15 protein-coding genes and 1 tRNA gene are annotated in these 23,532 nt (G+C 68.9%); 10 read left to right on the forward strand and 6 right to left on the reverse strand.

What is annotated here, in order from left to right; translation table 11 throughout:
- Window positions 1-100 precede the first annotated feature (100 nt).
- Entirely contained in the window at window positions 101-679 is a 579-nt protein-coding gene (locus ACH54P_RS32920) for a hypothetical protein (protein ID WP_489907197.1), read from the reverse strand.
- Window positions 680-948: 269 nt separating this feature from the next.
- Here ACH54P_RS32920 and ACH54P_RS32925 point away from each other — a divergent pair, with 269 nt between their 5' ends.
- The 6 genes from ACH54P_RS32925 (at window position 949) to ACH54P_RS32950 (ending at window position 11,929) form a co-directional block, all read left to right on the forward strand.
- Window positions 949-1,536, forward strand: a complete 588-nt coding sequence (locus tag ACH54P_RS32925) for a hypothetical protein (protein ID WP_489907198.1) — start codon at window positions 949-951, stop codon at window positions 1,534-1,536.
- Window positions 1,537-1,538: 2 nt separating this feature from the next.
- Window positions 1,539-3,548, forward strand: a complete 2,010-nt coding sequence (locus ACH54P_RS32930) for a flotillin family protein (RefSeq protein ID WP_489907199.1) — start codon at window positions 1,539-1,541, stop codon at window positions 3,546-3,548.
- On the forward strand, window positions 3,545-8,416 hold the full coding sequence (locus ACH54P_RS32935) for a DNA repair ATPase (protein WP_489907200.1): 4,872 nt from the start codon (window positions 3,545-3,547) through the stop codon (window positions 8,414-8,416). Before ACH54P_RS32930 ends, ACH54P_RS32935 begins: the two co-directional genes overlap by 4 nt.
- A 162-nt stretch (window positions 8,417-8,578) precedes the next feature.
- Window positions 8,579-8,650 (forward strand) — tRNA-Glu (locus tag ACH54P_RS32940).
- 170 nt (window positions 8,651-8,820) lie between these two features.
- Window positions 8,821-10,923: a TerD family protein gene (locus tag ACH54P_RS32945; protein ID WP_489907201.1), complete on the forward strand. Its 2,103-nt coding sequence runs from the start codon at window positions 8,821-8,823 to the stop codon at window positions 10,921-10,923.
- A 148-nt stretch (window positions 10,924-11,071) separates the two neighbouring features.
- Window positions 11,072-11,929 (forward strand): alpha/beta fold hydrolase, encoded by an 858-nt coding sequence (locus ACH54P_RS32950; RefSeq protein ID WP_489907202.1) that lies wholly within the window; start codon window positions 11,072-11,074, stop codon window positions 11,927-11,929.
- Window positions 11,930-12,120: 191 nt separating this feature from the next.
- Here ACH54P_RS32950 and ACH54P_RS32955 read toward each other — a convergent pair whose 3' ends face one another.
- Window positions 12,121-12,486 (reverse strand): hypothetical protein, encoded by a 366-nt coding sequence (locus ACH54P_RS32955; protein ID WP_489907203.1) that lies wholly within the window; start codon window positions 12,484-12,486, stop codon window positions 12,121-12,123.
- 4 nt (window positions 12,487-12,490) lie between these two features.
- Window positions 12,491-14,245 carry a toll/interleukin-1 receptor domain-containing protein gene (locus ACH54P_RS32960; RefSeq protein WP_489916768.1) on the reverse strand — a complete coding sequence of 585 codons (1,755 nt, stop codon included), beginning with the start codon at window positions 14,243-14,245 and terminating at the stop codon, window positions 12,491-12,493.
- Window positions 14,246-14,372: 127 nt separating this feature from the next.
- Here ACH54P_RS32960 and ACH54P_RS32965 point away from each other — a divergent pair, with 127 nt between their 5' ends.
- Complete coding sequence (locus ACH54P_RS32965) at window positions 14,373-17,945, forward strand: glycosyltransferase (protein WP_489907204.1); 3,573 nt, start codon at window positions 14,373-14,375, stop codon at window positions 17,943-17,945.
- A 30-nt stretch (window positions 17,946-17,975) separates the two neighbouring features.
- Here ACH54P_RS32965 and ACH54P_RS32970 read toward each other — a convergent pair whose 3' ends face one another.
- Window positions 17,976-19,208, reverse strand: coding sequence for a helix-turn-helix domain-containing protein (locus ACH54P_RS32970; protein ID WP_489907205.1), 1,233 nt, complete (start codon window positions 19,206-19,208; stop codon window positions 17,976-17,978).
- 142 nt (window positions 19,209-19,350) lie between these two features.
- Here ACH54P_RS32970 and ACH54P_RS32975 point away from each other — a divergent pair, with 142 nt between their 5' ends.
- Window positions 19,351-20,199, forward strand: coding sequence for an ion transporter (locus ACH54P_RS32975; RefSeq protein WP_489907206.1), 849 nt, complete (start codon window positions 19,351-19,353; stop codon window positions 20,197-20,199).
- Here the strand turns inward: ACH54P_RS32975 and ACH54P_RS32980 are convergent, their stop codons facing one another.
- Entirely contained in the window at window positions 20,200-21,207 is a 1,008-nt protein-coding gene (locus ACH54P_RS32980) for an LLM class flavin-dependent oxidoreductase (protein ID WP_489907207.1), read from the reverse strand.
- A 79-nt stretch (window positions 21,208-21,286) separates the two neighbouring features.
- On the opposite strand from ACH54P_RS32980, the gene ACH54P_RS32985 reads away from it, so the two are divergent.
- Window positions 21,287-21,835: a TetR/AcrR family transcriptional regulator gene (locus ACH54P_RS32985; protein WP_489907208.1), complete on the forward strand. Its 549-nt coding sequence runs from the start codon at window positions 21,287-21,289 to the stop codon at window positions 21,833-21,835.
- Here the strand turns inward: ACH54P_RS32985 and ACH54P_RS32990 are convergent.
- Complete coding sequence (locus ACH54P_RS32990) at window positions 21,792-22,508, reverse strand: TioE family transcriptional regulator (RefSeq protein WP_489907209.1); 717 nt, start codon at window positions 22,506-22,508, stop codon at window positions 21,792-21,794. The two genes, ACH54P_RS32985 and ACH54P_RS32990, sit on opposite strands and share 44 nt — an antisense overlap.
- A gap of 17 nt (window positions 22,509-22,525) precedes the next feature.
- Between ACH54P_RS32990 and ACH54P_RS32995 the strand changes: the two genes are divergently transcribed.
- Window positions 22,526-23,527: an erythromycin esterase family protein gene (locus tag ACH54P_RS32995; protein ID WP_489907210.1), complete on the forward strand. Its 1,002-nt coding sequence runs from the start codon at window positions 22,526-22,528 to the stop codon at window positions 23,525-23,527.
- Window positions 23,528-23,532 lie beyond the last annotated feature (5 nt).

A 23,532-nucleotide genomic window follows, 5' to 3' on the forward strand; every position in this document is an offset into this window, starting at 1 on the left:
GGGTTTCTTCATGTCGGCCGGAAGCCCGGTGGCCGGTCCGGCGGAGATCAGGCCAGTCGCGGCCGGCTTGATGCGGCGGCCTGGGCCGGTCTGTTGCCGGCTAGTACGAGAAGTCTCCTCTGGAGACACGTTTCTTCGACCACAGCATCAACGCCAAGGACAAGGCCGTGAGGGCGATGCCGAAGGCCCACGCGAGCATGCCGACGATGACCATGAGATTGGCCAGTGATGGCCTGGTGGTGAAAAACCAGACGGCGACGGCGGCCAAGGAAAGAGAAGACATCGCCGGGTACACCGTGACTGTCGGCTGGATCCACGTCATCGCCAGCACGTTCTTCAACCTCAGCTCGCCGCGCCTCTTCTTGATCCATTCTTCGTACCCGAGCCCTCCGGGCACCTTCGCGTCAAGCTCGGTCCTGATGTAGTGCGCAGCTCGGTTGACCAGGTCGTGACTGTGAACCCACCGCGCGCAGAGGACGTAGGCGATGAAGGGAACGATCAACAGCAACGGCATCCGTCCGTTTCCGGACAGGGCGAACCCGAAAACAGCGCCGGTGGTGGTGATCAGAACGGTGGTCGTCTTCCACTGCTGGTCGGTCAGCTGGAGGATCTCGGCGCGCAATGCGTTGAATTCGGCGAGGGGCCCGGTGTGGCTGTCGTCAACGCGCTTTCGAAACATCGTTGCTCCGCCCGCTGTTCTGGGAGGATCGCCGCGGTGAGGTCGAGGCGGCGGGATCCACGACCCCTAGGTCGCCTGACGCCGTGTCGTCGTTACCTGGTACCTGGCCCTGCTGAGTTCGCCCTTTCCCGGGCGAGCGGCCACCGGCTCGTCCGCGTGACCGGTTCGTGTCCGAAACGTTCTTCCCCGCCTCCGTGTGCCGGTTATAGTCGCTGGCCAGGGCCCTGGGCTGCCGGGAGCTCTTCCTTGGGGGAAGGAACCGACGTCGGATGAGCGGGTTCGTCACCGCGGCATTGGCTTTTCCCGCCGTGCTCTTCAGCTTCCTGCTGGTCGTCGTGATCGGGTACTGGGTGCTCGCGCTGGTCGGCGTGCTCGACATCGAGGACGGGCCCGGGTTTGACGTCGGGTTCTTCGGCGGCGTGCCGCTGTCCGTCTCGCTGTCGCTGCTCGTGGCGTTCAGCTGGTTCCTCAGTCTCGTCGGGACGGTCCTCATCGAGGCCGTGGACACGCCCCTGCGGATCGGGCTCGGGGTCGGCGTCCTGGTGGCCGCCCTCGTGGTCGGGGCGCTGGTCACCCGGGTGATCGTCGTGCCGCTGCGGCGGGTCTTCTCCGGGGCGGCCGAGCCGACGCGGAAGGACTTCGTGGGCCGCGTCTGCGTCATCCGGACGTCGACCGTCACGGAGGACTTCGGGCAGGCCGAAGTCACCGCCGCCGACGGGTCCTCGGCCATCGTGCAAGTCCGGCTGGCGGGGGAAGGCAACCTCGGAGCGGGCAGCCGCGTGGTCATCTACGACTACGACACCGCGGGTGAGTTCTTCTGGGTCAGCCCGGTGGAACTCGAAGCAGAAAAGGACTGAACATGGATGCCATCGGCCTGGGGGCCGGCGTGTTGATCGCCGTCGTGGTCCTGATCCTTCTGGTCCTGTTGTTCGTCGTGAGCCGGCTGTTCCGCAAGGTGCCGCAGGGCAAGGCGCTGATCATCTCCAAGGTCCGCAAGGTCGACGTCACCTTCACCGGCGCGGTCGTGCTGCCCGTGCTGCACAAGTCCGAGGTCATGGACATCTCGGTGAAGACGATCGACATCGAGCGCACCGGCCAGGAAGGCCTGATCTGCCGGGACAACATCCGCGCCGACATCCGGATCTCGTTCTTCGTGCGGGTGAACAAGACGGCCGAGGACGTCGTGAAGGTCGCGCAGGCGATCGGCACCGAACGCGCGAGCGACCAGGCGACCCTGCAGGCGCTGTTCAACGCGAAGTTCTCCGAGGCGCTCAAAACCGTCGGCAAGCAGCTCGACTTCGTCGACCTCTACACCAAGCGCAACGAGTTCCGCGACCAGATCATCCGCGTCATCGGCACCGACCTGAACGGGTACAGCCTCGAGGACGCGGCGATCGACTACCTCGAGCAGACGCCGATGACGTCGCTCGACGCGGCGAACATCCTGGACGCGCAGGGTATTCGCAAGATCACCGAGCTGACCGCGATCGAGCACGTGCGCACCAACGAATTCCGGCGTCACGAAGAAAAGGAGATCACCCGCCAGAACGTGGACGCCCGCGAGGCGATCCTCGAACTGGAGCGGCGCCAGGCCGACGCGGAGATCAAGCAGCGCCGCGAGATCGAGACCATGCGGGCGCGTGAAGAGGCGGAAACCCTCAAGGTGCAGGCCGAGGAGCGGCTCAAGTCGCAGGCCGCGCAGCTGCGCACCGACGAACAGCTCGGGATCCAGCAGCAGAACCAGCAGCGCGAAATCGAGGTCGCCGGCAAGAACCGCGAACGCGTCATCGCCATCGAGTCCGAGCGGATCGAAAAGGACCGCCTGCTCGAAGTGATCGGCCGCGAGCGCGAGACCGAGCTTTCCCGGATCGCGAAGGACAAGGAACTCGAAACCGAGAAGCGGTCGATCGCCGAGGTGATCCGCGAACGGATCGCCGTCGAGAAGACCGTCGCGGAGCAGGAAGAGAACATCAAGAAGCTGCGCGTGGTCGAGGAGGCCCAGCGCACGCGCGAGGCCATCGTCATCCGTGCCGAGGCCGAAGCGCAGGAGAACCTGGTCAAGGGCATCAAGGCCGCCGAGGCCTCGGAGCAGGCCGCCAAGCACAAGGCCCGCGAGGAGCTGACCCTCGCCGAGGCGCGCCAGCAGACCGCGGAGCTGGAGACGCGGGCCAAGATCCGGCTGGCGGAAGGCATCCAGGCCGAGGAGGCCGCCGCCGGCCTCGCCGCGGCCCTGGTCAAGGAGCGCGACGCCGACGCGCTGGAGAAGGTCGGCCGCGCCGAGGCGATCGTCGAACGCGAGAAGGCGATCGTGGTCGCCGAGGCGCTGCGCGACAAGCTGAAGGGCGAGGCCGAGGGCCTCACCGAGAAGGCCGCCGCGATGGCCGCGCTCGACAGCGCGAGCCGCGAGCACGAGGAGTACCGGCTGCGGCTGGAGGCGGAGAAGGAGATTCGCCTGGCCGCGCTCGACGTGCAGCGTGACGTCGCCGAAGCGCAGGCGACCGTGCTCAGCGTCGGGCTGGAGAAGGCCGACATCGACATCGTCGGCGGCGAGACCATGTTCTTCGACCGGATCGTCGGCTCGATCGGCCTCGGCAAGAGCGTCGACGGTTTCGTGCAGCACTCCGACGTCGTCCAGTCGCTCGCGCGGCCCTACCTCGACGGCTCGGCCAGCTTCACCGACGACCTCGCCAAGCTGATCGGCGCGGTCAGCACCGAGGACGTGAAGAACCTGACGCTGTCGGCCTTCCTGGCGCAGCAGCTGAAGGCGGGCGGCCCGGACAGCGACAAGCTCCGTGAGCTGATGACCACGGCGCAGCGGCTCGGCCTCGCCGAGACGTCGGTCGCCACCGTCGTCGCCGCGAAGCAGTGACGGCGGCCGAAACGCAGCTGGACGCGGGCACCTATGACGTGCTCCGCGTCCGGCTGGCCGCCCAGGCGGCCGAGCTGGCGAAACGCGCGGACGAGCTCAACGCGCGCCGGCTGGAGGTCTTCGGCAGCGCCCAGCTCGCGCTGGTCGGCACGGAACGCATCCGCACCGCGAACAACTGCGTGCCCCGGGACATCGTCGCAGTCGGCGGCCGGATGTTGTTCGGCTACAACGTCTTCATCGGGCTCAAGCCCGAGACGGCGGTCGACGACGTCTTCTCGCTGCAGCGCTTCAGCCACGACGAAAGCGCGTTCCGGTTCGACGACGTGAGCGCAGAGGACCTGCCCGAACTGCTGCGTGACGAGCAGTTCGGGCGGGACTTCGGCGAGCTGTACCGGTACTACCGCCAGGCGAAGCTGCTGCAGCTGCGCCGGCTGGACGGGAAGCTGCTCGCGGTGTTCCAGATCGGCCCGCGCACCGAGGACATCCGGGTGCTGCGGTGGGGGATCGCCGCCGACGGCACGGTGTCCTACCTGGACAACCGCGGTGAGCGCGACCACGTCTTCCCGCCGTCGCACGACTTCGAGTGGGTCGAAACCACGCGCGAGGACCACGTCCTCGGCCGGCACCCGCACATCTCGATCGAGGACGAGGTCTTCGTCGAGACCGTCGGCGGCAACCTGACGATCAAGGTCGAGAACAACACCGAGACCGGCGCCGGCGTCTACGCCGAGCCGGTCGACGAGCCGTTGCAGAGCCTCGCCGACGCCGAGGTGTCGTACGCGCGGATCGGCCCGCTGATCCTGCTGCGCATGCTGCCGTACAAGGAAACCGAATACCGCTACCTGGTGTTCAACACCCGCACCCAGGACGTCGTGCGGCTCGACGGCATCGGGCAGGCGTGCCAGCGGCTCCCCGAGGACCACGGCATCATCTTCCCCGGCGGCTACTACCTCGACACCGGCGTGAGCAAGACGTTCGACACCACAGTGGACGGTCTCGAGTTCGAACGCGTGATCCGCTCGCCCAACGGCGAGGACGTGCTGTACGTCTTCCACGCGCGGGCCGAGGGACGCTCGCTCCTCCTGCCGTACAACGTGATCCGCAAGGAGGTCGCCAACCCGATCCCGTGCCACGGGTACTCGCTGTTCGACGACGGCACGATGATCCTGTTCCGCGCGCTGTCCGACGAACCGAGCCGGGTGCACCCGATGCAGGTGTGGCGCACGCCGTTCCAGTCGGACACCTACGCCGCGTCGCAGCCGGCCGGGACCGGGCCGCTGGAGCGCGTCGGGAACGCCGACCTCGTCCGCGGGATCTCCGACTGCCTCTCGATCACCAGGATGATCGCGGACATGGCGCCGTCGGCGGCGGTGTTCGACGCCCTGATCGCCGCCTGCGCGCGCGTCTTCGACCACTACCACTGGCTCGGCGAGACCGAGCTGGGCGACCTGCGCTCGCCGCTGTCCGACGTCCGGGTCACCGCCGAGCAGGTGCTGGACGAGTTCGAGACGGTCACCTCGCTCACCGCCCAGGCCACCGAGGCCGTCGACACGGCGGCGGCCGACACGGCGTCCCTCGTGCGGCGGGTCCGCGGCGAGGCGCTGAACACCGCGGACGCGTGGGTGCGCCGCCTCGCCGAAATGCACCGGGCACGCGGGCGCCTGGTCACCGTGCGGGAGCTGCGCTACGCCGACACCGCGCGGGTCGACACGCTGATCGGCGAGCTCGACACGGAGTTTTCCGAGGCCGCGCACCGGGCCGTGCGGTTCCTGCAGGGCGAGGAGGCGTTCACCGGCTACCACGCCGAAGTGGATGCGCTGATCGCCGCGGCGGGCGCGATCACGACGGTCGCCGAGTCCGGTCCGGTCGCCGAGCGGCTCGACGAGCAGTCCGCCGGTCTCGAGGTCCTCACCGACGTCGTGGGCGGGCTCGACATCGCCGACGCCGTCGTCCGCACGAAGATCCTCGAGCGCGTCGGCGAGGTGATCGGCGCCGTCAACCGCGCCCGGGCCACCCTCGACGCGCGGCGCAAGGAACTGCTGGAGACCGAGGGCCGCGCGGAGTTCGCCGCCGAGTTCGCGCTGCTCGCGCAGGCCATCACGGGCGGGCTCGCCGTCGCGGACACCCCCGAGCGCTGCGACGAGCAGCTGGGCAGGCTGCTGCTGCAGCTGGAGAACCTCGAATCGCGGTTCGGGGAGTTCGACGACTTCCTGGCTTCGCTCGGCGAGAAGCGCACCGACGTCTACGAGGCGTTCTCCTCGCGCAAGCAGGCGCTGCTCGACGAGCGGGCGCGGCGGGCGGACCGGCTCGTCGATTCGGCCGAGCGGATCCTCGGCAGCGTGACCCGCCGGGTCGGTTCGCTCGGCTCGGTCGACGAGATCAACACCTACTTCGCGGCCGATCCGATGGTCTCGAAGCTGCGCAGCGTCGTCGAGGACCTGCGTGCGCTCGGTGACCAGGTGCGCGCCGAGGAGCTCGAAGGCCGCGTGAAGGCCGCTCGCCAGGAGGCCGGCCGGGCCCTGCGCGACCGGCTGGACCTCTACGGCGAGGGCGGCGAGACGATCCGCCTCGGCCGCAACACCTTCGCCGTCAACACGCAGGACATCGACCTGACGCTGGTGCCGCACGACGGCTCGATGAAGTTCGCGATCACCGGCACCGACTACCGGGCGCCGGTGCGCGACGGGGCGTTCGAAGCGACGCGGCCGTACTGGGACCAGCTGCTGGTTTCGGAGTCGCCGGAGGTGTACCGGGCCGAGTACCTCGCGACGTCGATCCTCGCCGAGCGGCCGGCGGCCGAGCTGCGGGAAGCCGACCTGCTCGACGTCGTGCGCGGCGTCGCCGGGGAGCGGTACGACGAGGGTTACGCGCGCGGGGTCCACGACCACGACGCCGCCGCGATCCTGGCGGCCCTGCTGCGCCTGCGGTCCGCCGCCGGCCTGCTGCGCTACCCGCCCGCGGCCCGCGCGGCGGCCCAGCTGTTCTGGGCGTTCGGTGCCGAGGAACGGGCCAAGGCCGCGTGGACGACGCGGGCCGCGTCGCTCGCGCGGGTGCGGGAGGCGTTCGGCCCCACGAAGGCGATCGACAACCTGGCGCGGGAGCTCACGGACGCGATGACGGCGTTCCTCGACGGCGCCGGGCTGGCGCTCGAGACCGAGTTCGCCGGCGAATACCTGGTCGAGGAGCTCGCCGTCGCCCAGCCCGGGTTCGTCACCAGCGGCGGCGCGCGGGCGGTGCTGGACAAGTTCCGGCTCGACCGGCGCAGCTTCGCCGAAGACCTGCGGTCCCTCGACAACCTCGCCGACCGGTACCAGCTGGCCGACGCCTGGCTGCGATCCTTTGCGGACTCCGTCGGGCTGCCGGCCGACGAGCTGCCGGAAGCCGTCGCGATCGAGCTGTGCGACCTCCCGCGGTACGACTCGTCGGCGACGCTGACGGCCACTGTGGACGGTCTGCTCGGCTCGCACCCGCAGCTCACCGGGCGCTCGGTGACGCTGCGGCTCGACGAGGTGCTCGCCAGGACGCACCGCTTCCGGCGTGACCGCGTGCCGGGGTTCCGCGCGTACCAGCGGCTGCGCAACGAGCTCGTGGCGGCCGAACGCGACCGGCTGCGGCTGGAGGAGTACAAGCCGAAGGTGATGAGCGCCTTCGTGCGGAACCGGCTGCTGGACGAGGTCTACCTGCCGCTGATCGGCGACAACCTGGCCAAGCAGCTCGGCGCGACCGGCGACGCGAAGCGCACCGACCAATCCGGCCTGCTCCTGCTCATTTCGCCGCCGGGGTACGGCAAGACGACCCTCATGGAGTACGTCGCCAGCCGACTCGGCCTGGTGTTCGTGAAGGTCAACGGGCCGGCGCTCGGCCACGAGGTCACCTCGGTCGACCCGGCCGACGCGCCCAACGCGACCGCGCGGCAGGAGGTCGAGAAGATCTCGTTCGCGCTGGAGCAGGGCAACAACGTGCTGCTGTACCTCGACGACATCCAGCACACGTCGCCGGAGCTGCTGCAGAAGTTCATCTCCCTGTGCGACGCGCAGCGGCGGATGGAAGGCGTGTGGGAGGGCCGCACGCGGACCTACGACCTGCGCGGCAAGCGGTTCGCGGTGTGCATGGCCGGCAACCCGTACACCGAGCAGGGCAAGCGGTTCCGCATCCCCGACATGCTCGCCAACCGCGCGGACGTGTGGAACCTCGGCGACGTGCTGTCCGGCAAGGAAGAGCTCTTCGCGCTGAGCTACGTCGAGAACTCGCTGACGTCGAACTCCGTGCTGGCGCCGCTCGTCTCGCGGGAACGGTCCGATGTGGACGTCCTGGTCCGGATGGCGCGCGGTGACGGATCCGTGCGCGCCGACCAGCTTTCGCAGGCGTATTCGGCGACGGAGCTGGAGCAGATCCTCGCGGTGCTCCGGAAACTCCTGCGGGTGCAGCGCACCGTGCTGGCGAACAACCAGGCGTACATCGCTTCGGCGGCGCAGGCGGACGCTTCCCGCACCGAACCGCCGTTCCAGCTGCAGGGTTCGTACCGGAACATGAACAAGCTGGCCGAGCGGATCGTGCCCGCGATGAACGACGCGGAACTCGAGGCCCTGATCGACAACCACTACGCGGGCGAGGCGCAGACGCTGACCTCGGGCGCCGAGGCGAACCTGCTCAAGCTGGCGGAGTTGCGGGGACGGCTCTCCGAGGAGCAGGCGCGGCGCTGGGCCGACGTCAAGGCCGCGTACCTGCGGGCGCAGGCGCTGGGCGGCGACGACGAGGACCCGATGAGCCGCGCGGTCGGCGCGGTGGGCCTGCTGGCCGACCGCGTGGGTGCGGTCGAATCCGCCATCGGGCGCGCGGCGCAACGGCTGGTGCGAGAAGAGGCTTAATTGCTTTGACGCCGGTTGGCGCGGCCGGTGATGATGGGGCCACCCGAACCGAGGAAGCCGCCCGTCGGGAAACCGATCCGGGCGGCTTTCCCTTTGTGGGGAACAGAACTTTTTCCCAGCGCTCGTCTTCGTCGCAATCAGTGCACGGACGCGGGCGCACCCGGCGCGTTGGTCCAGTGGAACGGATCCCCGGTTTTCACCCGGGGGACCCGGGTTCGACTCCCGGACGCGCTACGTTGGCCGAAGCCGAAGGAGACGAGGCCCCGGGCTGTGACCCCGGGCGAAGCCGGTGCGAGTCCGGTCGGCCAACCCACCGCGCGCGGTTCGGCAACCAGCGGGGCCTCATAAGCTCCGCCGACGTGGTTCGACACCACGGCGCGCGACCACCGACCCGGGGGAACACCATGCTGCAGACGATCATCCGGCACACCCTGCGCGTGCCGCGCGGCGACGCACCGGCCGGCGACGGGTCCGCCGTCGCCCGGCAGCTGGACGTCGTCCTCCTCTCGGTGGGGTTCAAGGCCGATCGGGCGCTGCTCGCCCACCTCGCGGGGCTGGCCTCCGGCGCGGCGATGGACCTCGCCGTGGCCGTCCTCGACGCGGTCCGCGGCCTGGTCGGCGACCACGTGCGGCACAACCCCTACTTCAAGAAGTTCCCGCGCCGCGTGCCGGACACCGTCGAATTCTGGGTCTCGTGCCTGCGCCACACCGGCGGCGGCGAGGTCGTCGACCTGCTCACGCTGCCCGGCTACGGCCGTTACCAGCACAGCTTCGCCGAGATGCTCGCCGAGCACGACGAGCTGATCGCGTCGGTCAAGGACCGGGTGACCGTCGTCCACCTGGGCGGCACGCTCGAAGAGGAAACCCACGCGCTCTACCGGTCCCTGGCCGAGTCGGTCACCCCGCTGGGGGAGGCCGACCTGGCGCTGCTCGCCGAGCTGGCCGTGATGTGCGGCCACGTCGAGCTCGAGGCCGTGCCGGTGCGCGAGAACCGGGCCGTGGTCAACGCCGCCCGGTTGGCCGAGGGACGGCCGCTCGTCGCGGTCGACACCGTGGTCGACGTGCTGCGCACCGCGTGCCAGGCCAGCGGCGGCGACGTCACGCTGGCCGAACCGACCCGGTTCCGCAGCTTCACCCGCCGCGAGCGGCGCGTCTTGCTGGCCGCGCTCGACCAGGTCGTCGCGGACAACGCGGGCAAGCTCGGTGACGTGTCCCGCTACGCCGAGCGCTTCAAGCGGCTGGGCGCGTACCTGCACGCCTACGAGACCCCGGCGTACCCGGGCGCTCGCGAGGTGTTCGACGTCGCTCGCGGCGATCGGAAGGTCCCGTCGGTGGCCGGACGGGCGGAGCGCGCGTTCGCCGAGGGCGACGTCGCGCGGGCCGCCGACGTCCTGACCGCCGCGCCGGGACTGCTGATGCGGTCCCTGGACCGGCTGCTGCGGCAGGCGGACCCGGCCGACGACGTCCTCGCCGCCATGGGGAAGGTGCTGGGCTCGGTGTCCGGACGGGTGCTGTGCTCGGTGCGCGAACACCTGATGAACCGCGCCTCGCCGGAGGCCGCCCGGGCGTTCACCACCCGCAGCCGTCGCGCGTGGGTCACCGACGACACCCGCCCGCCGCTGCCGCGCGAGGTGATCGACCGGGCCGGTGCGCTGATCGACGCCGAGCTCGCCGCCCGCCTGCCCGCCCTCGGGCACCTGGTGGTCGACCCGGCGGTGCTGGACGTCGCGCTGCCGCTGTCGGGGAAGGCGAGCGAGGACGGGTTCGCCGTGCTGCCCCGGGGTTCGCGCACCCACGTCGAGGGGGAGGTGCTGCGGTTCTTCACCTACTGGCGGCAGGCGCGGGAAACCACCGACTTCGACCTTTCCGCGCTGCTGCTGGACTCCCACTTCCGGTACGCCGGGCACGTTTCGTGGACCAACTACCACGACCGCGGCGCGGTGTACTCGGGCGACCTGACCGCGGCGCCGCGCGGGGCGACCGAGTTCATCGACATCCCGCTGGACTCGATCGACGCCGCGTACGTGGTGCCGCAGGTCAACGTCTTCTCCGGCGAAGGGTTCGACGACGTCGCCGAGTCGATGTTCGGCTGGATGGTCCGCGACCGGGCCCAGGCCGGCGCGCCGTTCGAGGCCCGCACGGTGCGGACCCGCTCGGACCTGCGCGGCGGCGGCCGCGTCGCGCTGCCGATGGTCTTCGGCCGCGACAGCGCCGGCACGTGGACGGCGACCTGGCTGCACCTGTACCTGTCCGGCTCGCCCCGGTTCAACCGGCTCGAGACCAACCACGCGAGCACGAGCGTGCTGGTGAGCGGCCTGGTGCGGCGGCGGTACCTGACCATCGGGTACCTGGTCGGGCTGATGCGCGACACCGTCGTGACGGTGTGGGAGCCGGGCACCCGGCTGGACGGGCCGGTCACGTTCGTCGGCCCGCACCGGCCGGAAGGGCTGCCCGAGGGCTCGACGGTGATCACGTTGGAGACGCTTAACCGGTTGGTCCCGGCCTGACCCGCCGGATATCCTGTCGACGCGAGGCCATGAGCGGGCTTCCTTCTACTCCCTGTAACGGCTTAGCCCGCTCGCCTTCCTCGCTTCGCCGGAAATTGTCGGTGCCCCGGTCTAGTCTCTCGACGAGTCCTGAACCGGGGAGGCAGCCATGAGCACGACGCACACGCTGAAGACGGCCGAGGCCGACATCGTCTACGACGTCCACGGCCCGGCGTCCGTCGACAGACCGTTGTTCATGATCGGACAGCCCATGGACGCCGGCGGGTTCAGCACGCTGGTGTCGTACTTCCCCGACCGGACGGTGGTCACCTACGACCCGCGCGGGCTCGGGCGCAGCGTCCGCAAGGACGGTCGCGAAGACCACGTACCGGCCGTCCAGGCGGAAGACATCCACGCGGTGATCTCGGCGCTCGGCGCCGGACCGGTCGAGGTGTTCGGGAGCAGCGGTGGTGCCATCGCCGGGCTGGCGCTCGTCACCGCCCACCCCGAAGCCGTGAGCACGCTGGTCGCCCACGAACCGCCGCTGGTCTCCCTGCTCCCCGACGCGGCGGCGGCCGAGCGGGCGGGCAAGGCGGTCCGTGACGCGTACCAGGCCCGCGGCTTCGGCGCGGGCATGGCGGGGTTCATCGCGATGACGTCGTGGAAGGGCGAGTTCACGGACGACTACTTCGCCCTGCCCCCAGCCGACCCAGCGCAGTTCGGCATGCCATCGGAAGACGACGGCCGCCGCGACAACCCACTGCTGACGGACCGTTCGCTGGCGGTCAGCATGTACGAACCGGACGTCGACGCGCTCGCCGCGGCATCGACGCGAATCGTGATCGCGGTGGGCGAGGAGACGATGGAGGTCCTCACGGGACGCACGGCCCTTGCCACAGCCGCCCGGCTGGGGAAGGAGGCGGTGGTGTTCCCCAGCCACCACGGCGGGTTCATGGGCGGGGAGTTCGGCTATGCCGGTCAGCCGGAAGCCTTTGCGCGCAAGCTGCGGGAGGTGCTCGAGGGCTGACCGCAGGGGCATAGCGACCTTTCGGATGGCGCCGATCGCGACCGACTTGCCTTTCGTCGCCTCTGGTTTGCTCTCGGAAGAGCTGCCAGGATACCGAAATGAATTGGCTGCCACTGATCAGCACCATTCTGGGTGCTGCGATCGCGCTCTCCAGCTCGCTGCTGGCTGGCAGGCTCACGGCGCGTGAGCATCTAGGCCGGGAACGTGAGAATTTCCGCCGGACCGTGTATGTCGACTTTTCGACGGCGCTCGATGCGGCCCACTCCGCTCTGCGAATGGTGGCACGAGAAGCGGCTACGGATCGGGATTTGCGGGCCGAGGCGCTGGCGGCCGTCGCTGACTCTGGTCTGTACCGCACACGGGAGCACTTGCTGATGTTCGGTCCCGAAGCTGTGGTGAGCCCGGGTGAAGCGGCGTTTCTGGCGTTGATCGAGGTGCGCCGAGCCGTTCAGGATGGCGCATCTCTGCCGTCGGCGGAATATCACGCCGCATACCACGTGCTTGCCGAGAATACCTGGAAATTTCGCATGGCTGTCCGGAAAGACGTTGGCGAGCACGTTTTCAGTCCTCGCTCAGTTGGGCACTCGGAATGGTCTGAACGAGAGGATTGCCCAAACTGTGGCGGCTCGACTCCACGGTCAGCGTGAACGGTGCTTCTGTTTCATCCAAGAGCTTCGTGTTCGCGAGTAGCTGCAGCAACTCGCGCTCGTTGGACGGCGGTAGTTCGGGACGAGTCGCAAGCAATTTCCCGGCGATCGAGCGCAGGCTGTCCAGTGTGGTCGGCAGCGTCGAGTGCGCCTCCGCCAGTCGCACCACCTGTACGACCAGTTGGGAGGTAAGCTCTGCGTCCCCTGAATCACCCATCTGCGCCAGTTCGGCAGTGGCCAGTGGATGAAAAGACCACGAGTTGTCTCGCCGGGTGGCAAGAAGTTTCCGTCGGATACCGTCGAGTGCCGTAGCCGTGCGCCACGTGTTCCCGAGCACCGCGGCGACGAGCTCGGCGGGCACCGTATCGGAGCCGCTGAGTGCCACGAGCCGGACGACGGTCCTTTCGTCTTCGGTCAACCGCGCCAACGTTGGGCCGACTGCCGCTCCGGGGCGGACCCTGCCCTCCTCGACCGCGGCGACGTAGTCTGCCACCGAGACAAGGCCATTCGCGTCGCGTAGTTGCCGACCTACGGCGCACAGGGCGCCACAATGCCCCCCGAGCTGCGCGATCAGCTGATGTGTTGCTCCGCTCTCGAAGACGTCGGTGAAGGCCAGAAATGCTCCGAGCACAGCTGCCGCGTCGTGCTTCGGCAACATCTCCAGCTCATGGACAGGGATCGCGCGGTCGAAGAGGTTCTCGCGGCTGATGACCACAGTGTGCACCAGGTTCCCGGCGGGCGGGATCACGCCGGCCAGATCGACCAGGTCGAACGTATCGGGAATGTCGTCCAAGACCCAGAGCACCGGCAGATCGCGGCGTCTCAGGGCTTCGCCCATGGCGGCGACCGTGTCATCGCGCCGGGCTCCATCGGCTGGCTGGAGCCCGACTGCGACGGCGGCCGACCGCAGGCTCTGCCGGTAGTTCTCAGACCCCATCGTTGGTTCGATGCCAGGGCGATGCCAAAAGACGCCACCGGGATATGCGCCGCCGAACGCCCAGGCGTAGGCGGCGACCAGCGCCGTCTTCCCTGCGCCCGGTAGCCCGCACAGTGAAACGACGGAACCGCATGAAGCCGTGTGTGCGAGCCTGAATTCTGAACGGTGGAGCGCGCTGTGCAAGGCCCAGAGCTCCCGATGCCTGCCGATGAACCGGTGGCTCCCGGGCACCGCCCCGAACCATGGTGGCGTCTTCGGCGACACGGCGTCACCCAAAGGCGTATGGATGGATTCGGCACGGGCCTGGATCTTCTTGGCCAAGTCGCGTGCCGCAGCCGTGTCTCGCGGCGGCACAGCATGCTTGGCGTCCGCGAGCTCGATCGGCTGCACGTGATCGGCTGTCGGCTCCGGATTGATCACCAGGATGCGATCGGAAGGTGAGCCGAGTTCTCGGCTGGCAATGAATGCAGCGGTGAGTTCTCGCTGGCATGCGGGCCGAGTGGCGAACTTCCGAGAGTAGATGGCGACAAACGTCTTGGTGCCGGCCAGCGCCCGGGTTATGCCGTCGTCGATGCCTTCGAACTCGGCGATCATGTCGTCCACGAAGACGCGCAGGCCCAGCCGCTGAAGTTCGCGCATCAGCCGTCGAGCCAGTTCCCGATCCGGTCCGGCGAACGAGAGGAAGACGTCGTACCGAATCGGTGGTGGGTCGCGTCGCTCACCTGCGAGCATCACGGGAGTTCGCCCTCCACTTGGGAACGGTACGGTCGTGCGGTCGAATCGACAATGAGCCCCTTCGCTCCCGCGTGGCTATCCACGCGGCGGGTCTCCCCGGGTAGTCTTGCAGGAACTCGGGTCGGTGCGGACGAAGGGCTTTCAAGGCGTGTCGAACACTCCCTTCGCCGCCGAGTTGCGGAAGCTCATGCGAGCTGCGCAGCTGTCCTTGGACGATCTGGTGGACGCGACCGGCTGGCCCATGGAGGTGCTGGCGCCGGTCGTCGCGGGTGACCGGCTCCCGTCGCCCGAGCTGGCTGACGCTTGTGACCGCGTGCTGAACGGCAATGGCCGCCTGCGACGCTTCGCGCGGCTTCCACGAGTTGCCGACCTCGGTATCAAGACCCCCTTTCTCCTCCGTCCGCCGAAGCTTCACGGCCGGGACACGCTGTACGGCCGGGAAGAAACAATGGAAAGAGTCGTCGGCGTCCTGACGCCGGCATCAACCCCTGCTGAATCGATCGAGCGCACTTGCCTGCTTCAGGGGCCCGCGGGTGTCGGGAAAACCGCGTTCGGCATCCATGTCGCAGAACGCCTGAAAGGGCGGTTCGCCCACGGTTGCCTCTACGAGGATATGAGCCTGTACCGCGAGGCCGGCGTCGAGGACGCGGCCGCCGAGGCTCTTGATCGGCTTCTTCGTGGTTTGGGGGTGGCTGCCCGCTATGTCCCTCGTGCACTGGAAGACCGTGCGGCGCTGTTCCAGGAGTGGATGTCCGACCGGAGAGTCCTCCTGATAGTGGACGGCTTGACGAGTCCCGACCAAGTGAAGTTCTTGCTTCCGGAGACGGCTACCACCTCCGCTCTCCTCATCGGCCGTGACATCCTCGGTTATCCGAACACCGGGCTCGCCCTGACGTTGCCGCAGTTGGCGGAAATGCCGGCGCTGCAGCTGCTGAACGCCTCCGGCCGACTCGATTTGACCGACACAGGCACCCTCGACGTCGCCCGCTGGGTTCTCCGGCGCTGTGGTACCCGGCCACTCACCCTGCGGTTGCTCGGTGGTTGCCTGGCAGTGCGCGGACGTGCGTCGCTCGACGATCTCGATCACCGATTGGCGAACGTGGCGCAGGGCAATGACATTGTCACTCTCGAAGAGGTCGCCGACGCATGCCTGGCGGTTCTGCCGCCCTCGTATCGGCGCACAGTCGAACTGCTGGCGTTCCATCCGGGTGAGCACATCGGCCGCGGAGCGGCTGCCAGCTTGACGGATTCTTCGGCCGGCGAAGCCGAGGATCTGTTGGATGATCTCTTCACAAGCGGCTTCCTTGAGAACAACGCGGAAAAATCTTGGCGTTTTCCCCCGGCGCTTGCCGATCGGCTTCGAACGTCGGCAACCGGTTCTTCGGGCTCTGTGGAACGGGGTCCCGCTCTGCTCCGGCTGTTCGACTACTACGTGCAATCAGTGGCGGCAGCCGACCTGCGAATAGCCCCTTCGCGTCATCGTTTTCCTCTTGTGCGTCTGTCCGGCCGTTCGGCAGGTGAAGACTTCAGTGACAAAGAGGAAGCCCGGGCTTGGATGCAGGGTGAGTTGGACAACCTCCTTCCCGTTGCGTCGGCGATGTACTCGGTTGCCACTGGCGTGGTGTCGGAAGGTGAGCTCGCTGCCGGGGAGACTGACCGCGTTGGGGTGGCCTGCTGGCAGTTCGCCTACGCGGCACGCGGATACTTGTTCGAGACGAAGCCCTGGCGGATCTGGGTGAACCTCTACCGCACAGGGCTCGATGCCGCCTATCAGAACCAAGCGGACCGGCTCGCGCACGGGCTCATGCTGGCCAACCTGGGTATGGCTCTCGGGGAGGCCGGTGATCTGCAAGAGGCGCGCCGCAGGCAGAACAGTGCTCGCTGGGCCTTCGACGAGGCCGGGGACGAGTATGGAACAACCAACGCGATCCACAACGAAGCCTGGTTGCACTACTACTCGGCCCAATATCGAGATGCGCACGACCTTGCCAGCAAGGCGCGCCAGTTCTACCGATTCCGAAGAAATTCTTACAGTGAAGCGATCGCGCTTGATTGCATTGCCAGATCTCTTATGGCGCTGGGTGAGACGAAGGACGCCATCCGCTATTTCCGACAATCGCTGAAAAAAGGACGGCCGATGTTCGGATCTGCGGACATGGCGCAGATCGAATCGCATCTGGGTGAGTCGTTTCTTCGTCGAGAAGAATTCGCCGATGCCGAGAAGGCATTTCGCCGAGCCAGGAGGCTGAGTATGGCTGCCGGCACCTTGGCGGACGAAGCCGTGGCGCTCGACGGTCTCGCCGAGGTCGCGCGCAAAGTCGGGAACCTCGAGAAGGCGGCGCGCTGGGAGGAGCTGGCTGATCGGGCCTATATCGCCTTCGGCTCCGGTGATCCGTCGGGGCAGGGTGATGCCCCGGGGGAGACGGAGATCTCTCCGGCCAGTACGGTGACCGTCCCGCCTTCGCCGGGAGCCGAATCTTCGCCGACGAGGCAGGAAACGGTCACCGGGCCTCGCATCCTCGCGATCGACACGGATTGGGTTTCGGTGCACGGTGGCCTGACCACGTTCAACCGCAGACTGTGCGTCGCGCTTGCCGCAGCTGGAGCAGAAGTCTATTGCCTGGTGGCCAATTCCTCGGCGCAAGACCGGGACCGAGCGGCAGAACAGAAGGTCCGGCTGCTCCAGGCGCGCAGAAACGACGACGACACGGTGCGAGAGGCGCTCATGCGGCTACCTCGCGGTTTCCCCGCCGACGTCGTGCCGGATCTCGTGATCGGGCACGGCCGGATCACCGGCCGGATCGCCGAATGCCAGAAGGAAGATCACTACCCGAGCGCTGCTCGACTGCACTTCGTCCACATGTCGCCCGAAGAGACGGAGTGGTTCAAGCCGGACGTCACTGACGTCGGCCTGGGGACGGAAACTCGCGGAAAGCTCGAACGGCAGCTCGCTGCCGGTGCGGATCTGGCCTTCGCCGTCGGACCGAAGCTGCACGACGATTTCAGCCCTCAGGTGCGGGGTACCGGGGTCAAGCTGAGGCAGGTGGACCCGGGGTTCGATGACTCTCCGGTGACCTCCGGGCCTCCGCCGAGCGGCACGTCCATCGTCCTGGTGAGCGGGCGACTGCACGATCGACACGTCAAAGGACTGGACACCGCCCTGCGCGCCGCCGGCCAAGCGCTCGACATCGTGGTTCAAGAGCGCCTGAACCGATTCCGGTTGGTTCTGCGGGGAGCAGAGGAAGAAGACCACGCGGCTTTGCTCGAGCTGGCTCGCAATCCCTTGCTCCAAGTTGTACCTCGCCGGTTCGTAACCGACGAGGAGATTCTCCGCGACGAACTTGCAGCCGCCAGTTTGCTGCTCATGCCGTCCCGAGGGGAAGGCTTCGGCCTGGTCGGCGCGGAAGCAATCGTGGCGGGAGTTCCGGTGCTCGTCAGCGCGGAGAGTGGCCTCGGGGTTCTGCTCGAACGGTTGGCTCCGGACCTCGCGCCGAAGTTCGTGGTCCCGATAACGGGGTACCAGGACCGCGACGACAGCGTCTGGGCCGAACGAATCGTGACGGTCCTGAAAGACATTCCCCAGGCCTTCGCGGACACGTCCGAACTCCGGCAGGCCCTGGCGGCTCAGCGAACTTGGGCTGAGGCGGCGAACTACGTCTTGCGAGTTGCGCGCCGGCGGACAAGAGCCGGAGCCTGAGGCTTCACGAGCGCAGGTTCACCAGCCTGCTCATGGCTGCTGCTCGACCGGCTGGTTCGACCTCGGGAGAGTTCGCTCCGTGGCGAATATCCGCATCAGCTCGTGGAGCTCGATGACTCCACGTTCGTCGCGGACGACCATGTGGGCGTCGTGCAGCCGGTCCACCAGCCGGTCCACTTCGCCGGGCTCGATGCCTGCGAGCGCCTCGGCGGTGGTCATCTCTGCGGCGGGGTGTAAGGCGAGCAGGCCCAGCAGGCGTTGCTGATCTTGGGGTAAGTAGTCATAGGAGACTGCGAACGCGGTTGCGACGCTTCGCTCGCCGTCGTCCAGCAACCCGAGCCGGGTGGCCTTGTCGGCGAGCCGGTCGCGCAGCTTCCGCGCTGTCCAGCCGCCCGCGACGAGCCGGGCGGCCACGATCCGCACGGCGAGCGGGAGCCGTCCGCAGTACCGGACGAGCTCGGTCGCCACGTCTTCGTCGTCGGGCGCGTGCTCGCCGGCGACGGAACGCAGGAGCCGCACGGCGTCCTCGAGTGGCAGCACGTCGATCGGGAAGTGCCGAGCGTCGTCGAGAGCGGCGAGGCGGCTTCGGCTGGTGACCAGGACTCGGGACGACGTCTCACCTGGGATGATCCCCTGAATCTGCTCGGCGGATCGCGCGTTGTCCAGCACGAGCAGCATTCGCCGGTCGCGGAGCCGGTCGCGGACCAGGTTGGCCAGGCCGTCCTCGTCGGCGGGCAGCTCAGCGGCGGTGACGCCCAGGAGCCGCAGCAGCCGGCTCTCGGCATCGCCGCGCGAGAGCTCGGTCGCGCCGGGTGTGTAGCCCCGGAGGTCGAAGAACAGACAGCCGTCCGGGAAGGTTCGCTCGACCCGCCGGGCGGCGGCGACGGCCAGCGCCGTCTTCCCCACCCCGGCCATTCCGTGGACCACGGCGACGTGAGCTTCGTCCGGGTTCAACAGCATCGAGGCAAGAGCGTCGAGTTCGGTCTCATGGCCGACGAAGTGCCGGCCGCCGTTCGGCAGCCCGAAGATGGCGCCGCCGCCGCGGCGGGCCTGGGGCAGCGGGTTCGTGACGAGAGCGAGAAGTTTTCCGTTGGCGTCGAGCGCTTGGTCACAGGCCTCCGCCAGCTGCCTGTTCACCCTGGCCTTGCCGGACTCCACCTTGCTCAAATAGCCCTTGGTGAAATGGACGGCCGCCGCAAGCCCGGTCAACGACATGCCGATCGACGTCCGTCGACGTCTCAGTTCAGCGCCAAAGTCGTTCATGGGCTCATCATCCTGTATTCGGTGTGAGGAGGGGCCGGCTGGCGTGTCGTGTGATTCGCAAGCCTCCTCTTCGAGGGACCGATGTACCTGAACCGGGGCGGCGGAGCGGCTGAGCGGGCCCTCGCGTGCCATCATCGGGGCCATGGCCACCCTTCGCGATGCCCGTGAGCCGGAGCTCAACAGTGGGGTTCTGCCCGGGAACGTGCGGGCCGATGACTGGATCATGCTCGTCCTCGCCGCCGGGTCGGTCGGGTTGCTGGGGTTCATGGTGCTCAGCCCGCCGGCGCGGGAGGTCGGGCTCGTCATCTTCGCCGTCGACTGCGGGATCTGTGCCGTGTTCCTCGCCGAGTTCCTGTGGCGGTGGCGGAAACGGCGGTGGGCCAAGGGTTTCCTGGCGCGCAACTGGTACGAGCTGTTCGCCATGATCCCCGTCGCGCACCCGGCGATGGTGGGGCACCGGTTCGTCACCGTCGTGCTGCTGCTCGTGCGGATCGGGCGGGCCGCGGACCGGGCCGTCGGGGAGCAGTTCACCTACCGGCTCGTCGACAAGCTCTCCGAGCCGATCGTCAAGGCGATCAAGAAGCCGATCACCATCGCCGTGCTCGACGAGGTCGTCAAGGTGCTCGAAACCGGCAACTACCCCGAAAACCTCGCCAAGTCGCTCGGTGCCAACAAGGACGAGCTGCGCACGATCATCGCCGAGAAGATCGCCGCCGATCCACAGCTCGGGAAGCTCAAGCGGCTGCCGTTCCACGACGAGATCGTGCGGACCGTCGTCGACACCTCGTTCCGCGTGCTGCTCGAAGTCCTCCTCGACCCGCGGATCGACGACTTCTTCTCGGCCGTCGTCCGCGAGAACCGCGAGCAGATCCGGCTGGCCGTGCAACTCGGCCTCAACGACGTCGACGACGAGGACGAGGAAAAGGCCCTGCCCGTGCGCACCCAGCGTTCGGCCGCGCACGAGTACGACCGCCTGCACCCCCGGCCCTGATCAGGGGAACGCCGGCAGGACTTCTTCGGCGAACAGCCGGATCTGCGCGCGCATCTCCTCGACGGTGTTGCCGACGAACAGCAGCGCCGTCAGGTGGTCGACGCCCGCCCGCGCGTAGGCCGCGACCTTCTCGCACACCTCGTCCGGCGTGCCGATGAGGTTCAGGTCGAAGTACGCGTCCTGGTCGACGCCCTTGGTCATCGTCTTCGCCAGTGACGTCCGGAACAGGTCGAACGACGAGTTCCGGAACGTTTCCCGCGCCGCCTCGCGCGTCGGTCCCAGGCAGACGACCGACTGCAGGGCCGTCGTGATCGCGGCCGGATCGCGGCCCGCCGCGCGGGCGTACTCGGCGAGCTTCTCGCGTCCGGCGGCGATGGCTGAAGGACTCATCTTCGCCGGCAACCAGCCGTCGCACAGGGCCGCCGCGCGCCGCAGGGAACCGTCCGCGTTGCCGCCCGAGTAGAGCGGCAGGGGGGCCTGGACCGGCTTGGGGAACGACTCGACGTTTTCGAACCGGACGTATTCCCCGTGGTACGTCGCGTTCCGTTCCGTCCACAAGAGACGCAGAGCCTCGATCCGCTCGCGCGTCAACCGGGCCCGGTCGGCGTGGCGGAGGGCGGGCGCGACGGCTTCGAACTCGTCCCGGTAGCCGCCGACCGCGACGCCCAGCGTGACGCGGCCGCCGCTGAGCTGGTCGAGCGTCGCCACCTGCTTCGCCAGCAGCACCGGGTCGCGCAGCGTCAGCACCATGATGCCGGTGGTCAGCCGCAGCACCGACGTCTTCGCCGCGACCTGCGCCAGCACGATCAGGGGTTCGTAGAGGTCCGGCGGGTCCGGCCAGGCCCGCCGGACGAAGTCCATCGTGGACAGGTGGTCGTTGCCGCCGGCGTCGTGGTAGCCGAGCTGCTCGGCCTCGATCGCGAGGTCCACCAGGTCCCGCGGGGCCGCGAACGGGACCGGGTGCATCATGCCGGACGTGGCGGTGGGGAGCTCGATGCCGAACTTCATGACGGATCCTCTCGCCGAAGTTTCGCTACGCTACCGTAGCGTAGCGAACTTGCTAGACTGCTCGCAAGGAGGTCGGGAAGTGGTGGATCCACGGGTGGCCCGCTCGCGGCGCGCGATCCTCGACGCGGCCGTCGAGCTGCTGGTCGAGCAGGGTTTCGCGGGCGCGACCGTCGAGGCGATCGCGGCGCGGTCGGGCGCGGCGAAGACGACGGTCTACCGGCACTGGCCCGACAAGCACGCGGTGCTCCGGGCGGCCGTCGAGTCGATCGTGCCCGCCGCGGCGCCGTCGGACACCGGCAGCCTGCGCGGTGACCTCCTCGCGTTCGCCCGCGACCTGGACCGCATCCTGCACACCGCGCCGACGTCGGCGCTCATCCCCGGGCTGATCGACGCCGCCGAGCGCGACCCGGGACTGGCGGAGGTGCTCGCCGGGTTCACCGCCCAGCGCCGGAAACCCGTCCACGACGCCGTGGCGCGGGCCGTGGCGCGCGGGGAAATCGGGGAAGCGGAGTTCGTCGCCGATCTCTTCCTGGGGCCGTTGTTCTACCGCCGGTTGCTGTCGCGGGAACCGCTGGCGGACGCCTTCATCGAGCGGGTGGTGGACGCCGTGCTCGCAGGTACTCGCTGAGCACGCCCGCCGCGCCGAGCATGGCGACACCACGCGCGGTGAGCTTGTCCTGCCAGGTCGCCAGGGCTTCGGCGAGCGACTCGGTGCCGCCGGCCGTGCGGACCTGGCCGACCACCGTCGCGATGTGCTCCAGCGGGTAGCCGCCGCGCCTGAGCAGGTGCGTCAGCTCCGCGTCGCGGATGTCGGCCGTCCGGAAGACCCGGTAGCCGGTCGCGGGGTTGCGGTCGGGGACGAGGATGCCCGCCCGTTCCCACGCCCGCACGGTCGCCGCGGTGACGCCGAGCCGGTGCGCGAGTTCGCCGATCGGCCAGCCGGTCCCGGCCGGTTCGGGGATCGGCTCGGTCGTCAGGTGGCCGATCGCCTGGCGCACCGCGTCGAGGGTTTCCCGGTCGCGCAGGAGCCGCAGGTGCCCGCGGTCGACGAGCGCCAGTGCGCGGCCGAGGTCGTCTTCGTGGACGGCGTGCATGATCCCGCCGGCCGTCGCGTGCCCGTACGCCGCGACCAGCGCGAGGAACGCGCGCAGCGCCGCCGCGTGGACCTCCGTGTAAACCCGGTAGCCGCTCGGCGTGCGCGACGCGGGCGGGAGGAAGCCGTCCCGCTCGTAGTTGCGGACCGCCTGCGTGGAGATGCCGTGCTCACGCGCGAGGTCAGCAGGTCTCAACCGAGTCTTCAAGGATACGATTCAACCACATGGACCTCACGGACTTCACGGCCGAACTGCTCGCCCTCGGTGAGCCCACGCACTTCGAACCGGCCTGCGCGCGGATCCGCAACGACCTCTTCGCGCGGCTCGCCGAGCACGGCTTCCGCTCGATCGCGCTGGAGACCGACCGCGTGGCCGCGCTCGACGGCGGGTTCTCGCACGGCCTCGGCGAAGTGGACGCCAACCGGCAGCTGGTCGCCTGGCTGCGCGAGTACAACGAGAACGCCGACGAGCCGCTGGCCCTCCACGGCTTCGACGCCCCGACGGAGACGTTCAGCGCCCCCAGTCCCCGCGCCTACCTCGAACACACCCGCGACTACCTGGGACTCGACGTCGACATCGCGGCACTGGCCGGCGACGACGAGCGGTGGAGCCGCCAGGAAGCGATCCTCGACCCGGCGGCCTCACCCGGCGCGTCGGCCGAGGCCCGCGAGCTGCGGGTGATCGCCGACGACCTGGTGACCGAGCTCCACGCCCAGGCCCCACGGCTGACTTCGCGCGCTGCCTGGTGGCGGGCCAAGGTGCACGCGACCGCCGGGCTGGGGCTCCTGCGCTACCACGCGGCCTCGGCTCGGCCCGGCGACCGGGACACGAGGATCGCGCGTCTCTCGGGCATGCGCGCGGTGCTCATGGCCGAGAACCTCCTGGACATCCGGGCCATCGAGGCCCGCCGCGGCCCGACGCTGGTGTTCTCGCACAACAGCCACCTGCGGCGTTCGGGGTCCGGCGCGGGCGCGATCGTCGCGGCGCTGCTCGGCGACCGGTACGCCTTCGTCGCCGGCAGCCTCGGCCACAGCGAGGCCATCGGGCTCGGGGAGCCGGAGCCGGACACCTACGAAGGCCAGCTGCAGCGCGGCACGAAGACGTGGAGGCTGACCGCCGACCTGCCCGCCGGTCGCCCGCGCACCGACACCAAGCCCGAACGCGGCTACTTCGGGCTCGACCATGACGTGCTCGACGGCGCCGACGCGGTGTGGCACATCGCCTGAAGCAC

It is taken from the genome of Amycolatopsis sp. N2S4-7 (assembly GCF_058119595.1).

Coding starts and splice junctions, on each gene's coding strand:
- ACH54P_RS32950 (WP_489907202.1), top strand. CDS start 11,072: ATGAGCACGACGCACACGCTGAAGACGGCCGAGGCCGACATCGTCTAC.
- ACH54P_RS32960 (WP_489916768.1), bottom strand. CDS start 14,245: ATGCTCGCAGGTGAGCGACGCGACCCACCACCGATTCGGTACGACGTC.
- ACH54P_RS32980 (WP_489907207.1), bottom strand. CDS start 21,207: ATGAAGTTCGGCATCGAGCTCCCCACCGCCACGTCCGGCATGATGCAC.
- ACH54P_RS32920 (WP_489907197.1), bottom strand. CDS start 679: ATGTTTCGAAAGCGCGTTGACGACAGCCACACCGGGCCCCTCGCCGAA.
- ACH54P_RS32945 (WP_489907201.1), top strand. CDS start 8,821: ATGCTGCAGACGATCATCCGGCACACCCTGCGCGTGCCGCGCGGCGAC.
- ACH54P_RS32975 (WP_489907206.1), top strand. CDS start 19,351: ATGGCCACCCTTCGCGATGCCCGTGAGCCGGAGCTCAACAGTGGGGTT.
- ACH54P_RS32970 (WP_489907205.1), bottom strand. CDS start 19,208: ATGAACGACTTTGGCGCTGAACTGAGACGTCGACGGACGTCGATCGGC.
- ACH54P_RS32995 (WP_489907210.1), top strand. CDS start 22,526: ATGGACCTCACGGACTTCACGGCCGAACTGCTCGCCCTCGGTGAGCCC.
- ACH54P_RS32930 (WP_489907199.1), top strand. CDS start 1,539: ATGGATGCCATCGGCCTGGGGGCCGGCGTGTTGATCGCCGTCGTGGTC.
- ACH54P_RS32925 (WP_489907198.1), top strand. CDS start 949: ATGAGCGGGTTCGTCACCGCGGCATTGGCTTTTCCCGCCGTGCTCTTC.